Raw genomic sequence first — 14,045 nt, 5'->3', positions numbered from 1 at the left:
TTCAGGCGCCAATTGGCTGCAGCAGGCGCTCCATACCAATATCAATCATTACCTTGCGCAGCAGCGACTTAACTTCATCCGCGGTATCGACCTGCATTGTGCTATCTAACAAGCCCTGCAGCTCATCAAATCTGCAGCTGCGAATAACCGCCTTAACCCTGAGCAGACTATTGTCATTCATAGACAGCATGTCATAACCCATCGCCATCAAGAGCAAAACGGCAGCCGGGTCACCCGCAAGCTCGCCGCAAATTCCCACCGGCTTACCCTCTGCGTGGGCCGCATCTACCACCTGCAGCAAACTGTTCAGCACCGCGGGATGATAAGCATGATACAAATCCGCAACCCGGGTGTTATTACGATCGACCGCCAGTAAATACTGGGTTAAATCGTTTGAGCCCACTGACAGAAAATCAACCCGCCGCGCCAATTGCCGGGCCTGATAAACCGCCGCCGGCACCTCGACCATTACCCCTATAGGCGGCAGGGTGATATCCCAACCGTCTTCAACCAACTCATCGTAGGCGCGCCGCACCAAATCAAGCGCCTCATCAACTTCCTGCACATTACTTATCATTGGCAGCATAATGCGCAGATTATTCAAACCTTCACTAGCCTTGAGCATTGCCCTGACCTGGACCAGAAATATTTCCGGATGGTCAAGAGTCACCCGAATTCCGCGCCAGCCTAAAAAGGGGTTTTCCTCTTCAATCGGAAAATAAGGCAGCGCCTTGTCACCGCCAATGTCCAGGGTGCGCATCGTCACCGGCAGCGGCGCAAAGGCAATCAATTGCTCGCGATAAATAGCCCGCTGCTCCTCTTCACTGGGGAAGCGCTCACGCAGCAAAAACGGAATTTCGGTGCGGTATAAGCCAACACCCTCGGCGCCGCGATCCAGAGACCGCGCCACATCCGCCATTAATCCGGTGTTTACCCACAGCGGCATGCGATGGCCATCTAGAGTTTCACTCGGCAGATCGCGCAAGGCCTCAAGGCCTTGGGTAAGGACCTCGTCCTCCTCTGACACTGAACGGAAATGCTCGTAGAGTTCGGCGGAGGGGTTGTAATGCACATAACCCGAGTAGCCATCTACAATCAGATTGGCGTGTTCAATTTGGGTATACGGTAAATCACTGGCCCCCATTACGGTGGGAATACCCATTGCCCGCGCCAAAATAGCGACGTGGGAGTTGCTCGAGCCCTTGACCGAAACCATACCCACTAATTTTTCACGGGGCACTTCGCCAAGCATAGAGGCGGTCAATTCTTGGCCAACCAATATCGTTCTTTCGGGATATTCTGAGGGCTCCACGTCGGTAGTTTGCAAATATGCCAACACTCGCCGCCCCAAATCTTTTATATCTGTGGCGCGCTCTTTGAAATAGGCATCTTCCATCATTTCAAAGGTGCGAATATGACTAGACATGACCTGACTCAAGGCACCCTGAGCCCACTCACCCTCGTCAATTTTACTCACCACTTCAGCCGCCCAAGTGCCATCGTCAATAATGCGTAAATACACATCAAACAGAGCGTGCTCTTCAACAGGTAGCAGGGTGACTAATTTTTCACTCAGGGCGAGAATATCAGAGCGCACCGCATCTAAGGCGGCGTGAAACGACTTCAATTCGAGCGCAGGATCATCGCTCTGCCGACGCGGCACAGAATGCAATTCGGCAACGGGAGCAATAATTACCGCGCGACCAATCGCCACCCCCGTCGCGCCGGCAATACCCTTAAATGACGCCGTGGCGCCAACCGCATTCTGCGCAGTAGAAATGGAACCGGTAGCACGGGCATGGGCGATAACACCCGCCAACTGCGCCGACATTGTGACCAAGAAGGCCTCTTCGTCTTCATCAAAACGCCGGCTATCTTTTTGCTGCACTACCAGAACACCCATCACCGCACGCTGATGAATAATCGGCGCGCCCAAAAAGGAGTGGTATTGCTCCTCGCCAATGCCTGGCAAATATAAGAAATTAGGGTGTTTTTCGGCGTGATCAAGGTTGACCGGCTCTTCGCGACGCGCGACCTGCCCTACCAAACCCTCGTCTGGACCAAGACTGACCTTACCAATAAGATCAGGATTCAAGCCCTGATTCGCCATAAAGGTAAGACGCCCGGAATCTGGGTCACGCAAATAGACTGTGCACACCTCTGTGCCCATTACCTCAGCGATGCGGCTAACAATAATGTCCAGCGCCGCCTGCAGGTTGTCTGCCGCGTTAACCGCTTGAACAATACTCCGCAGTGCTTCTAGCATCATTGCAACTCACCACTCACAGCGTCTTTCACCAACCGCGCATGCCGAGGCGCCAGCTCTTTCATGGCGCGGCGATAGACCTCACGCTTAAAAGCGACGACTTGGCCCAGCGGGTACCAGTAACTCACCCACTGCCAGTGATCAAACTCTGCCTTATCACCACAATTAAAACTGATTTTATGGTCAGCCGCCTTCATTTGCAGCAAAAACCATTTTTGCTTCTGACCAATACACAGGGGTTTATTGTCGCGCCGAATCAAGCGCTGCGGCAGACGATAGCGCAGCCAACCACGGGTGCAGGCAAGCAGACTGACGTCATCTTCACGCAGCCCCACTTCTTCATACAACTCGCGATACAAGGCCGCCTCCGGAGATTCGCCCTCGTGAATACCGCCCTGGGGGAACTGCCAAGCACTTTGACCAACACGGCGCGCCCACAACACCTGTCCTTGCTCATTCGCAAGTACGATGCCAACGTTGGGACGAAATCCATCCGAGTCAATCACTGCATCACCTATTGTTTTGATTTTATTTCCATTTTCTATTGTTCCACAATTTCCCCACCCTGGGAATTCACTCTAGGCTTAACGCGGCATAAAGATGAAAAAGCGATCATCAAACGCTATGCTATGCCGCCTTAACACCCCTGCTTTCGGAGAATGACATGGCACTCGCAATTTTCGACCTCGACAATACCCTATTGGCCGGCGATAGCGATCACGCATGGGGAGAATTCTTAGTTGCCAAAGGAATTGTCGACAGCGACGAATTTAAAGCCAAGAACGACGAGTTCTATCGCCAATACCAGCAGGGCGGCCTCGATATTGACGCCTATTTACGCTTTGCCTTAAGCCCGCTAAGTAAATACAGCCGCCGCGAACTAGACGCGATGCACGCCACATTTATGGCTGAATACATTACACCGCTGCGACTACCAAAGGCTGAGGCACTGCTGCAACGGCACCGCGATGCTGGGGACTTTTTGATGATAATAACAGCCACCAACAGCTTTGTGACTGCCCCCATTGCAGACGCGCTAGGGGTAGAAACTCTGCTGGCCAGTGAGGGCGAGATTATCGACAACCGCTACACCGGCAGGCCCAGCGGCACACCCTGCTTCAAAAGCGGCAAAGTAAGCCGGCTGCAAGCTTGGCTGGCAGAAACCGGACGCTCGCTGGAAGGCAGCTACTTTTACAGTGATTCTCACAATGATTTACCACTACTTGAAGCCGTAGATCATGCGGTTGCGGTAGATCCTGACGACACTTTAAACGCCGCGGCAGTAGCGGCAGGCTGGCCAGTTATCAGCCTGCGCTGATTATTTCCAAACCGGCGGACATAAAAAAGCCCGGTCACTGCCGGGCTTTTTTTGAAGCAGAGCGACGCTTTATTACTCGTCACATTGCTCGTCGTAAGCCTCTGCATCAAGCAAGTTATCCAACTCAGTCGGATCAGACGGCTGCATACGAAAAAACCAGCCATCGCTATAAGGATATTCATTCACTGTTTCAGGACTTTCATCCAAAGCTTCATTTATTTCGATGATCTCACCGGAGACCGGCGCATAAATATCAGAAGCCGCTTTTACAGACTCCACCACCGCTGCCTCATCACCCTGGGAATACTCTGCACCCACCTCGGGCAATTCAATAAACACCACATCACCAAGTGCATTCTGGGCGTGGTGACTAATACCTACGGTAACGGTGCCGTCTGATTCGAGGCGCGCCCACTCGTGGCTGCTGGCGTATTTTAGTTCGCTGGGGGTATTGCTCATTCAAGGCCGTCCTCTAATGACGATATGTTAGTTAGGCGCATTTTACCGCCGCTAACAATAAATACAAAGTGTTCAATGACCACTGCGGCGGATACTGATTATGACTGGCAGCAATCCCGCCGCCACTAAAGCAAGTGCGGGTAGTGCTGCGAGCTGCCAATGCCCCTCCGCGGTCATCTCGTAAATTCGCACAGCTAGGGTGTCCCAACCATAAGGACGTAGCAATAAGGTCGCCGGCATTTCTTTCATTACGTCGACAAAAACCAAGACCATCGCAGTCAGTAAACCGGGCCTAAGCATGGGCAAATAAATACGCCAAACCAATTCACTGCCATTTGCACCTAAGGTGCGCGCCGCTTCAGGCAGGCTTGGCCGAATCCGCTCCAATGAAGACTCAAGTGGCCCACTAGCCACCGCCAGAAACCGAATCCAATAGGCCGCTAATAAGGTCAAAATTGAACCCACTAACAGCGGCACCGGCGACATCCCCAATAGGCGCTGCGCAGGAATCAATAACTGGTTATCGATAAAAGTAAATGACAGCATAATACCTACCGCCAATACCGAACCCGGTAAGGCATAACCAAGCTGGGCCATACTAAAAAACCCGCCGCGCTTAGTTTGGCGACGGTTAAACGCCAACACCAAGGCCAAGAACACCGTAATCGCCGCCGCAAGGCCAGCCAGTAAAACGGTGTGCTCTAGCAACTCAAAAAAACGAGTGTCTAATTGTACAGCGCCCTCTTCAACCGCCCAGAAAATGAGCTGTGTAACCGGCAGCACAAACGCGATAGCGAGCACCAAGGTACATATCGCGGTCATCGTCCAAGCCTTAATTGGCGACACTGTTAAGCGATAACGGTGCTGCAAACGCCCGCCCTGCACAAACCGCCGACCACCGCGTGAGCGGCGTTCGGCGAACACGGTTAAAGCTACAAATAAAAGCAGTATAGACGCCAGCTGCGCCGCCGCTTGAATATTAAAAAAGCCAAACCAGGACTTATAAATCGCGGTGGTAAAAGTATCGTAATTAAAGACCGCCACGGTGCCAAAATCAGCTAGGGTTTCCATCATCGCCAGGCTCACACCCGCCACAATAGCCGGGCGCGCCATAGGCAGCGCCACTCGGTAAAATGCCTGCCATGGATTGCACCCCAGCACCCGCGCAGCCTCAGTGGTATCACTGCTCTGAGAAAGAAAAGCCGTGCGCGCCAACATATACACGTAGGGATATAAAACCAGAGAAAAAACAATAATGACGGTGGCTGCGTTGCGAACATCCATGCTGCCGTATTGCTGACCAAACTGCAGCCGCAAAAAACTCTGCAACGGGCCACCAAAATCAAACACGCCCAAAATCACAAAGGCCATCACATAGGCGGGCACCGCCATGGGCAGCATCAACAACCATTCAAACCAAGTTCGGCCGGGAAAGTCGCACATCACCGTGAACCACGCCAAGCCAATACCCAGCACGCTCACTAGCAGCCCTACGCCCACCAATAACAGCAAGGTGTTAAATAATAGACTACCTAACTGAGTGGCAATTAAATGCTGCCAGACTTCCGTCTGCGCAGAACTCCAGCTCAACACCACCACGAAAATGGGGGCCATGACCCCCAGCACGGCTGCAACCCCGATCAGACGCAACAGCCACCAGCCCACCGCCGCCCTGCGCGACGCAGCAGGATTCAGCAAAGGCGAGACGATCGGCGAAGGGCTAGCTGGCACTCAGCGATATCCCGCTCTGTCCATCAATCTGATGGCATCACCCTGCAAGCGCCCAACCTCGCTCAGCGGCATAGTATCGCCGCGGAAGCTACCCCACTGCTCAATAAGCTCAGCAGCTGCGGTTTTATCATTCACAGGATATTCCTGATTCAAATTCGCAAAATCATATTGCGCTGCGGGACCAGACAGCCACTCTAGTAAACGCTGGGCATTTTCTTTGTGCTTACTCGCTTTAGTGATACCCGCGCCCGAAATATTCACATGCACACCGCGGCCAGCCGCGCCCTGGCCACTCTGATTCGCCCAAAACAAACCTATCGGCAAGTCGGGCTTATCAATTAGCATCCTGGCAAGATAATAGGTGTTTACCAAGCCAACATCGCACTGGCCGGCGTCTATGGCCTCAACCACTTTATTGTCATTGGCAAAGGGCGCCACTGCCAAGTTACTGACCCAGCCATTAACCACTTGCTCGGCTTTTTCTGCGCCCAAGGCAACGATCATGCTAGCCACAAGCGACTGGTTATAGACTTTCTTAGACGTGCGCAAACACAAGCGGCCACTCCACTCAGGACTGGCGAGATCTTCATAGCCGGCCAAATCGTCGGGGCTTACGCGGTCAGTGGCATAGACGATGGTGCGAGCGCGAATTGACACGCCATACCAACGGCCTTGCTCGTCGCGGAGCGCTGGGGGAATATTTTGGGCGAGGACCTCAGAGTGTATCGGCTGCAATACCCCCATTTCTGCGGCGTGCCAGAGGTTGCCAGCGTCAACCGTAATCAACATATCGGCCGGGGAGTTTTCACCTTCCGCTTTTAAGCGCGCCAATAACGGCCCCGCCTCATCGGTGACGTACCGAATGACAATACCGGTTTCCTTAGTAAAATCATCAAAGATAGGTTTAATCAGCTGTTCTATTCGCGAGCTGTATATCACCAGCTCTGGACTCTTTGCCTCAGGCGGCTCACTCCTACCGCATGCAAGCAGCACCAAGGTTGCCAAAAATATCAGGGTAATTTTTTGCATCATCGAGGCCTCTTACAAGAAATTCGGGCGTAGATGATAATTATTATCATTAAAATTCTCAATCAATTCCGCACTTTATTGAGTACAAATTTTGACCGCTATCGCCAATAGCTAGGCCAGCCGCCGTTTTTATATTGAAGGATTACTAGGGCTTATCAGACAATCCCATCGCCTTGGCGATAATCTGTCTTTTTAAGGGCAGCGCCGAGTCCAACCAACGCATTCCGGTATTGCGCAATAGGCGCAAAGGCATAGCTGGCGTTTCAAATAAATGCTGAAAGCCTTCCATCATTGCCATCATCGCTAAATTCCCGCCCTTGCGGCGGCGCTGGTATCGATTTAATACGCCAGTATCGCTCAGCGACAAGCCCCGCTCACAGGCGCGACGGCACTCGTCTGCCAGCGCCATTGCATCCTGAAAGCCCAAATTAATGCCCTGGCCTGCCAAGGGGTGGATGGTGTGCGCTGCATCCCCCAGCAACACCACCCCATCAGAAACATAATCTGCGGCGTGACGCTGCCTGAGCGGAAAACTAAAGCGGCGACTACACGCCACCACCGAGCCCAGCCGATGCTCAAACTTAGCGGCCAGCTCGCGGCAAAAATCATCGTCACCTAAAGACATCAAAGCTTCGGCAATATCTGGCTTTACCGACCACACAATAGAACAGTAACGCTGCTCACCGGCCGCGTCTGACAGCGGCAAAAAGGCCAACGGGCCTTCAGGTAAAAATCGCTGCCATGCGGTATTTTTATGGGCGCTCTCAGTTTCTACCGTCGCCACAATAGCGTGGTGGTGATAATCCCACTCGCGGGTAACAAATCCAGCCCACTCGCGAATCTTTGAATTTGCGCCGTCGGCCGCGACCACCAAGGGACTGCGAACAAGCTTGCCACCCGCAAGCTTTAAGCTAATCAAGCCCTGCTGCCGGTCCATGGTCTCAACAGGCATTCCGAAGAAACATTTAACCCGCGCATTCTCCCGCAGACCGTTGATCAAAGATGCGTTAATTAAGCGGTTCTCTACGATATGCCCCAGTGCGGCTCGCTTGACCTCACTGGCGGCAAAATGAATGCGACCGGTGCCCTCGCCATCCCACACTTCCATATCGGTATATGCACAGGCCCGACGACTGACAATATCGGACCATGCACCTAGCTCGTCCAAAAAACCACGGGAAGACTCGGTAAGCGCGCTCACTCTGGCATCGTAATCAAACACGCTGTCGTCAATGGCCGGCCAGCCCTCGCGAACGGCCTGCGCTTCAATTAAGGCCACCTTTATCGGCAAATCTGCCACCGCCAAGGCCAGGGCCGCACCGGCCATACCCGCGCCAACAATCACTAGGTCGAAATCAGCACTATTCTCAGCCGACATTTGTATTACTCCGCTGCTGCACCGGGCAAAATACCCGCCGCCCTGGCTACAAACCGTGATTTTGCCGACGGGCTTACATCCAGCATAGATAAACCAAGATTTCTGAAAAGACTTAATACCGGTTTGCGATTACTGAAGATTCCGCTGAGCTGGTCCGAGAAGGTGGTGGTGATCAGCTGATCGCCTCGCTGACTGTTTATGTAGCGCTGCAGCAATTTTAAATCACCCAAATTCTCGCCCGCGATGTGCGCTGAGGCCACCAAACGACTTAAACACTCTACGTCGCGCAGCGCCAAATTAAAGCCCTGCCCCGCAACCGGGTGCAGCGAGTGCGCCGCATTACCCAATATCACGACCTGGCCGCGCACCTGTTCATCGGCCTGCATCAATCGCAGTGGAAACGCATTGCGCTGCCCCACTTTACTCAGCCGACCCAAGCGATAACCAAAATTGCGCTGTAGCTCGGCCAAAAAGGCCTCGTCAGACCAGCTGGCGACTTCCTCAGCCATGCCTTCGGGAAAGGTCCATACCAGAGCGGAACGCGACATACCCGCCTCATCTTCCGATAAGGGCAACAAGGCCAAGGGGCCTCTTTCGGTAAAACGCTCATAGGCGCACCCGCCGTGATGCTTTTCGGTTCCCACATTGGCTATCACCGCAACTTGATGATAATCGTCAACGCTGGCACTAATACCCAGCTGGGTACGCAGACCGGAATCCGCTCCGTCGGCAATAGCGACTAGCTGGCTTGTCACGTCTCGAAGCGTATCACCCTCACGCAGAGTCAATGTTGCATAGCCCTGCGATACCACCACTGCCTCGACCGAGGCCGGTGACAAAAACTCGACATTGGTGTGCAGACGCAGTTGATTCAACAGTACATTGCCCAGCCACGCGTTCTCGACAACATAGCCCAAGGCTGGCCAGCCTTGGCTGGCCGCGGTCATTAAGGCGCTGCCAAAATGACCGCGATCAGACACATGAACCTGGGAGATGGTAGCGATATGCTCAGCGAGCAGTGGCCATACCGTTAATTCTTGATAAATTTGCGCACTGCCAAATGACAACGCCGTCGAGCGGGCATCAAAACTCGGTCGGTAAGCAGGCTTGCCTTCGCCAATAGGCGGCAGGGGGAAACTTTCAACAACCAGCACCCGCAGACCGGCGCGGCTAAAGCAATCTAGGCACAGGGCCAAGCTGGCACCAACCATGCCGCCGCCAGCGATAACCACATCGTAATCAGTGTGCGGCAAGGCGCGCCTCCGCCATCAGGGCTTCAATTTCATCAGCTTCTTTAGGCACCGCGCCCGTCAGCACCTCGTGCGCGGTTTTAGTGACCGCCACATCATCTTCAATACGAATACCAATGCCGCGCCACTTGGCGTCCACATCGGTGTTGTCCGGCGCCACATAAATGCCAGGCTCAACGGTCAGCACCATGCCCTCTTCGAGCACCCGCCACTCACCGCCTACTTTATAGTCGCCAACATCGTGTACATCCATGCCCAACCAGTGGCCGGCTCGGTGCATATAAAACGGACGATAAGCTTCATCGGCAATCAGTGTCTCTACATCGCCGCTCAACAAGCCTAGAGCGACTAAGCCCTCGGTGATGACCCTGACGGTTTCATCGTGGGGTTGATTCCAGTGGTTACCGGGCTTGACCGCAGCTATTGCCGCTTTTTGAGCATCCAGAACCACCTCATACAAGGCGCGCTGCTCCGCGCTAAACCGGCCGTTAACCGGGAAGGTGCGGGTGATGTCAGCCGCGTAATAATGCAGCTCACAACCGGCGTCAATCAACACTAAATCACCATCGCGGGCTTCGCAGCTGTTCTCAACATAATGCAAAATACAGCCGTTCTTACCAGCACCTACAATCGTGCTATAAGCGGGAAAGCGCGCACCGTTGCTAGCAAATTCATGCAGAATTTCGGCTTCAAGCTGATACTCATATACGCCGGGACGACACTTGCGCATGGCGCGAGCATGAGCGTGGGCAGAAATCTCGCCGGCACGGCGCATCACCTTTAACTCAGCCGCCGATTTATATAAGCGCAGATCGTGGAGATGATGATTTAAATCTAAAAATTCGCCCGGAGGCTGGGCGCCGGTGCGAATCTTAGAGCGGATCACGTTAACCCACTGCATCACCTGCTGATCAAATTCGGTGTGACGGCCCATGGCGTAATACACACGCTGACGCCCCTCTAGCAAACCCGGCAGAATATCGTCGATATCACTAATCGGAAATGCATCGTCGGCGCCGTAAGCTGAAACCGCGCCCTCTGGACCCGCGCGATAGCCATTCCACAACTCCATAGCGGGGTCGCGCTCTCGACAGAACAGCACGCACTCACCCGTCGCACGGCCTGGCAACAGTACTAGCACCGCATCGGGCTCATCAAAGCCCGTCAGGTAATAAAAATCGCTGTCTTGACGAAAGGCGTACTCGGAATCCCGATTGCGGGTGACCATTTTGGCAGAAGGAACCACTGCAATACTGTCTGGCTCCATCAGGGCCATTAAATTTTTGCGGCGACGGACATATTCCTGCTTACTAATCGTCATGCTGTTTTCACTACCTTATGTGGACTGGCGCATTCGCCAAGCTTGCTACAAAATCTTATCACAGCCACGCCTAGACTGAGCTTTGATCGCGCCTTTGTCTTAAGGCTTTCAGGCAATAATGGATCAAGGCGACAAGATGTATAACCTAAATCAATGCAGGCGCGGCGTCTTGGCATCATCGGCAGCCACTTCGCCATCATTACACTCAACAAAAATGGTCATTGCCGCAACCCGAACATACTCACACACCGCGAAGTAATCTTGCTCACCCTCTTCGTCGGTTTGCTCATCTGCCGATACTTGGGCTATGGCGGCAATATCGCTAATCGCTTCGGTTAAATCTGGCGAATAGGTCTTCTGCTGATCAACGCTCTGCTGCTTGCCAGCCATGGCAAAACCCGTCAAATAACCTTGGCACCACTGCCCCAGGCTCGATATCCGCTGATCCAAGTCAAACTCATCATCTGGCAGGAGTAAATCTAAACTCATTTCGCCAGATTCCATATTCTCCAGCGCAGAGGTGTAAACCGTATACAAAGCCTGACTTTGCTCTGGGTCAGGGGTCTCGCAATCGAGCAAGTCCATACAGTGCTTGAGCCAGCCATCCGCCGTGATACGCCCACCCACCGAGACAAACCCCGCCGCATAGCCATGTAACTCAGCAGGTGGCTGCAGCGCCCCTAAACTCAAAAATAAATTGGCGAGATCGTCGTGCTCTAAACTGGCTGTCATGTATACAAATCCATAAATACGTCGTTGGCCGGCAATGGTAGCGCCGAAGCCCCATAAAATCGAATCTCAATGCATTGACGAAACACGTCGCATTTAATTACATTGACCCACCCGTAAGGCCCGCTCTACTATTATCAAATATATTTCTACAAACGGACGCAATCTCAAGATGGATCAGCGACAGTTGCAACTTTTGGAAAACAAAGTAGACGAAATTGTCCAGTTGTGTGAGCAATTAGACAAGGAAAATCGCGCCCTAAAAGCCAACGCCCTCCACTGGCGTACCGAGCGCGAACAGCTGATTGAAAAAACAGATACTGCCCGCGCCAAAGTTGAGTCTATGATTCAACGCCTGCGCGCGCTGGAGAAAGAGTCGTGAGCACAAACACCATCAGCCTCAAAATATTGGATAAAGAGTATCAGGTAGCGTGCCCGCCGGAAGAGCAAGCAGCCTTAATGCAGGCAGGGCAATTTCTCGATCAAAAGATGCGTGGCATTCGCACCTCTGGCAAAGTTATTGGCCTCGAACGCATCGCCGTCATGGCGGCTTTGAATATCAGCTATGAGTTACTGCAAGCTAAACAAAACGCTACGCCAACAGAAGCAGAAACCCAAACGGTAAACCGTATCAGCGACAAAGTTGAGCAGACCTTGCAGCGTTGCAGACAGTTAGATATTAGTTAATTCCCTTATAGGCTCGCCCTGTTATTAGACAGGGGCAGGCGGTATACTCGGTCCTACCCTGGGATATTAGCTAGGCTGCTTAGACCCCTGAGCCGATGCTTTTTACCCCGGAGTGCTCTAGCCGAGATTGGTGTGCATGTCCGCTTGTCGGAAAGCCTAATAATCTCGCGGAGAACTCCACCTTGAACCGCTGGGTTCAAGGGCCACGTAGCCGGCGGTATCTTGGGGCCTTTTCAAATTTCCGCGCAATCATACTCCGTGTTAAGCCATCACAATTTTACCAAGCCAACGCTATACTGCCAGTATGAACTCTGCCATTAAGTCAAAACTCCGCCTCAATCTTCGCGCCAGACGCCAAAGTCTAAGTCGGGAACAGCAGTCCATCGCAGCATCACAGCTAATGCGGCGACTAATTCAACTTCCTGCATTTCGCAGCGCTCGGCACATTGCAGGCTATATCGCCAGCGATGGAGAAATATCACCCGCAACACTATTGCGTCACGCCGACCTGTGCGCAAAGCATTGCTACCTGCCAAAAATATCTCAGGCCGCATCAAGCAATAGTATGGCGTTTTACCCCTACCACCACCGCCAACAACTTCGCCCAAATCGATATGGCATTGGCGAACCCCCTGGCCTTCATCGCCAAGCACAAGCCGCAAACAAGCTCGATATTGTGCTTCTACCGTTAACAGCATTTGACAAAGCAGGACGACGCCTAGGGATGGGCGGCGGATATTACGACCGCGCTTTCGCTTTTAAACGAAACACTAAAGCGCGCAAACCCATCATGATTGGCCTTGCCCACCACTGCCAGGAAGTAAACTCACTGCCCAGCGACGACTGGGATATTCCTCTCGATTTTATTGTGACAGATAGGCAGGTTATGAAAGTGAAAAAGCGATGAGAGTCCCGTCATATCCGACTTGATCGGGTATCCACATGAGCGAAGCGATTGCTTTTTTAGACACTCTCCGCCCTGTGCAAGGGAGACGGTTCTTTAGTACCGTCATACCCGACCCCGATCGGGTATTCATGTGAGTGCAGCGAATGCCTTTGCTAGATGCCAGATCGATAGCCTGTTATGTGGTTTTACCGCTAGCCCGGTTTTCGCCCTCGCTGGGCGACTAACTTTATTCGGCACTACGTGCCTCACCCTACGGGTCGCCAAAAAGCGGCGATCAAATAGAAAGCTTTGTCTTTTTGCATGCCCAAAAAGAAAGTAAGCAAAGAAAAAGGGCACCCTGCATCACCGTCGATGGCAAAAAGCGCCATCGCATTAACCCGGGGCTTCCTGCCCCTCGGCCTAAAGGCCGCCCATACGGGCGTTCAAAACGGCTATCCTGCCGTTTTGTCTTCCGCGCTTCGCAAGTAACGGCGCTGGCAGCGTGCCCCCGGAAAAAACTCGCCTTCGGCTCAAACAGTTTCCCGCTTAACCCGTTACTTACTGCAGTGCTCAGCGGCGTTGAAGGGGATTGGTGCAGGCTGGGAGTGTTGTGGTGACAACCGTCGTTTTCGTAATGGCAGATTTCTTTCTGATGCCGTCATACCCGACCCCGATCGGGTATCAATATGAGCGCAGCGAATGCCGTTGTTTCGATATCTGATCTTCGGAATGTTTTGTGCGCCGACTGCTAGCCTAGATTTCGCCCTCGCTGGGCGACTCACTTTCTTTTTGCTTGGCCCAAAAATAAAGTAAGCAAAGAAAAAGGGCACCCTACACCACCGTCGATGGCAAAAAAGCGCCATCGATCCCCTCCGCGCTTCGCAAGTAACGGCGCTGGAAAAACTCGCCTTCGGCTCAAACAGTTTCCCGCTTAATCCGTTACTTGCTGCAGTGCTCAGCGGTGCTGAAGGGTGAGTGATAGCGGGCGAAT

13 protein-coding genes and 1 other RNA gene are annotated in these 14,045 nt (G+C 53.0%); 5 read left to right on the top strand and 9 right to left on the bottom strand.

From position 1 onward, the window contains the following. Position 1 precedes the first annotated feature (1 nt). A complete protein-coding gene (gene ptsP, locus AB4875_RS03845) occupies positions 2 to 2,266 on the bottom strand; it encodes a phosphoenolpyruvate--protein phosphotransferase (RefSeq protein ID WP_368377041.1) in 2,265 nt (754 codons plus the stop codon). Further along, a complete protein-coding gene (rppH, locus tag AB4875_RS03840; protein WP_368374727.1) occupies positions 2,266 to 2,772 on the bottom strand; it encodes an RNA pyrophosphohydrolase in 507 nt (168 codons plus the stop codon). The genes ptsP and rppH overlap by 1 nt, the downstream gene beginning before the upstream one ends. Positions 2,773 to 2,930: 158 nt before the next feature. Here rppH and AB4875_RS03835 point away from each other — a divergent pair, with 158 nt between their 5' ends. Then, positions 2,931 to 3,584: a histidinol-phosphatase gene (locus AB4875_RS03835; protein ID WP_368374726.1), complete on the top strand. Its 654-nt coding sequence runs from the start codon at positions 2,931 to 2,933 to the stop codon at positions 3,582 to 3,584. 72 nt (positions 3,585 to 3,656) lie between these two features. Here the strand turns inward: AB4875_RS03835 and gcvH are convergent, their stop codons facing one another. The 7 genes from gcvH to AB4875_RS03800 all read right to left on the bottom strand — a co-directional run bounded on the left by gcvH (position 3,657) and on the right by AB4875_RS03800 (position 11,484). Then, entirely contained in the window at positions 3,657 to 4,043 is a 387-nt protein-coding gene (gene gcvH / locus AB4875_RS03830; RefSeq protein ID WP_368374725.1) for a glycine cleavage system protein GcvH, read from the bottom strand. 72 nt (positions 4,044 to 4,115) lie between these two features. Further along, on the bottom strand, positions 4,116 to 5,774 hold the full coding sequence (locus AB4875_RS03825; protein WP_368374724.1) for an ABC transporter permease: 1,659 nt from the start codon (positions 5,772 to 5,774) through the stop codon (positions 4,116 to 4,118). Next, positions 5,775 to 6,806, bottom strand: a complete 1,032-nt coding sequence (locus AB4875_RS03820; protein ID WP_368374723.1) for an extracellular solute-binding protein — start codon at positions 6,804 to 6,806, stop codon at positions 5,775 to 5,777. A gap of 142 nt (positions 6,807 to 6,948) precedes the next feature. After that, positions 6,949 to 8,181 carry a UbiH/UbiF/VisC/COQ6 family ubiquinone biosynthesis hydroxylase gene (locus tag AB4875_RS03815; protein ID WP_368374722.1) on the bottom strand — a complete coding sequence of 411 codons (1,233 nt, stop codon included), beginning with the start codon at positions 8,179 to 8,181 and terminating at the stop codon, positions 6,949 to 6,951. A 5-nt stretch (positions 8,182 to 8,186) separates the two neighbouring features. After that, positions 8,187 to 9,434 carry a 2-octaprenyl-6-methoxyphenyl hydroxylase gene (ubiH, locus tag AB4875_RS03810; protein ID WP_368374721.1) on the bottom strand — a complete coding sequence of 416 codons (1,248 nt, stop codon included), beginning with the start codon at positions 9,432 to 9,434 and terminating at the stop codon, positions 8,187 to 8,189. Beyond that, positions 9,421 to 10,752 (bottom strand): Xaa-Pro aminopeptidase, encoded by a 1,332-nt coding sequence (gene pepP / locus AB4875_RS03805; protein WP_368374720.1) that lies wholly within the window; start codon positions 10,750 to 10,752, stop codon positions 9,421 to 9,423. The genes ubiH and pepP overlap by 14 nt, the downstream gene beginning before the upstream one ends. Positions 10,753 to 10,902: 150 nt before the next feature. Next, complete coding sequence (locus AB4875_RS03800) at positions 10,903 to 11,484, bottom strand: UPF0149 family protein (RefSeq protein WP_368374719.1); 582 nt, start codon at positions 11,482 to 11,484, stop codon at positions 10,903 to 10,905. A gap of 169 nt (positions 11,485 to 11,653) precedes the next feature. Here AB4875_RS03800 and AB4875_RS03795 point away from each other — a divergent pair, with 169 nt between their 5' ends. The 4 genes from AB4875_RS03795 (at position 11,654) to AB4875_RS03780 (ending at position 13,075) form a co-directional block, all read left to right on the top strand. Continuing rightward, the gene (locus tag AB4875_RS03795; protein ID WP_368374718.1) at positions 11,654 to 11,863 is read left to right on the top strand and encodes a TIGR02449 family protein; all 210 of its coding nucleotides are present in this window, start codon (positions 11,654 to 11,656) and stop codon (positions 11,861 to 11,863) included. Next, positions 11,860 to 12,168, top strand: coding sequence for a cell division protein ZapA (locus AB4875_RS03790; RefSeq protein WP_368374717.1), 309 nt, complete (start codon positions 11,860 to 11,862; stop codon positions 12,166 to 12,168). The genes AB4875_RS03795 and AB4875_RS03790 overlap by 4 nt, the downstream gene beginning before the upstream one ends. A gap of 52 nt (positions 12,169 to 12,220) precedes the next feature. Next, a non-coding RNA gene (ssrS, locus tag AB4875_RS03785) (6S RNA) lies at positions 12,221 to 12,401 on the top strand. A 71-nt stretch (positions 12,402 to 12,472) separates the two neighbouring features. After that, positions 12,473 to 13,075 carry a 5-formyltetrahydrofolate cyclo-ligase gene (locus AB4875_RS03780; RefSeq protein WP_368374716.1) on the top strand — a complete coding sequence of 201 codons (603 nt, stop codon included), beginning with the start codon at positions 12,473 to 12,475 and terminating at the stop codon, positions 13,073 to 13,075. The last annotated feature ends 970 nt before the right edge of the window (positions 13,076 to 14,045 follow it).

This window comes from Zhongshania sp. R06B22, assembly GCF_040892595.1.
GTDB classification, from domain to species: domain Bacteria; phylum Pseudomonadota; class Gammaproteobacteria; order Pseudomonadales; family Spongiibacteraceae; genus Spongiibacter; species Spongiibacter arctica.
Note: the sequence above shows the minus strand (reverse complement) of the source record. Positions and strands in the feature narration are given on the sequence as shown.

Bases quoted from the DNA above. Each gene is read 5' to 3' on its own strand.
- AB4875_RS03815 (WP_368374722.1), bottom strand. From the start codon at position 8,181: ATGTCGGCTGAGAATAGTGCTGATTTCGACCTAGTGATTGTTGGCGCG.
- gcvH (WP_368374725.1), bottom strand. From the start codon at position 4,043: ATGAGCAATACCCCCAGCGAACTAAAATACGCCAGCAGCCACGAGTGG.
- pepP (WP_368374720.1), bottom strand. From the start codon at position 10,752: ATGACGATTAGTAAGCAGGAATATGTCCGTCGCCGCAAAAATTTAATG.
- AB4875_RS03835 (WP_368374726.1), top strand. From the start codon at position 2,931: ATGGCACTCGCAATTTTCGACCTCGACAATACCCTATTGGCCGGCGAT.
- AB4875_RS03820 (WP_368374723.1), bottom strand. From the start codon at position 6,806: ATGATGCAAAAAATTACCCTGATATTTTTGGCAACCTTGGTGCTGCTT.
- AB4875_RS03800 (WP_368374719.1), bottom strand. From the start codon at position 11,484: ATGACAGCCAGTTTAGAGCACGACGATCTCGCCAATTTATTTTTGAGT.
- AB4875_RS03795 (WP_368374718.1), top strand. From the start codon at position 11,654: ATGGATCAGCGACAGTTGCAACTTTTGGAAAACAAAGTAGACGAAATT.
- ptsP (WP_368377041.1), bottom strand. From the start codon at position 2,266: ATGCTAGAAGCACTGCGGAGTATTGTTCAAGCGGTTAACGCGGCAGAC.
- AB4875_RS03780 (WP_368374716.1), top strand. From the start codon at position 12,473: ATGAACTCTGCCATTAAGTCAAAACTCCGCCTCAATCTTCGCGCCAGA.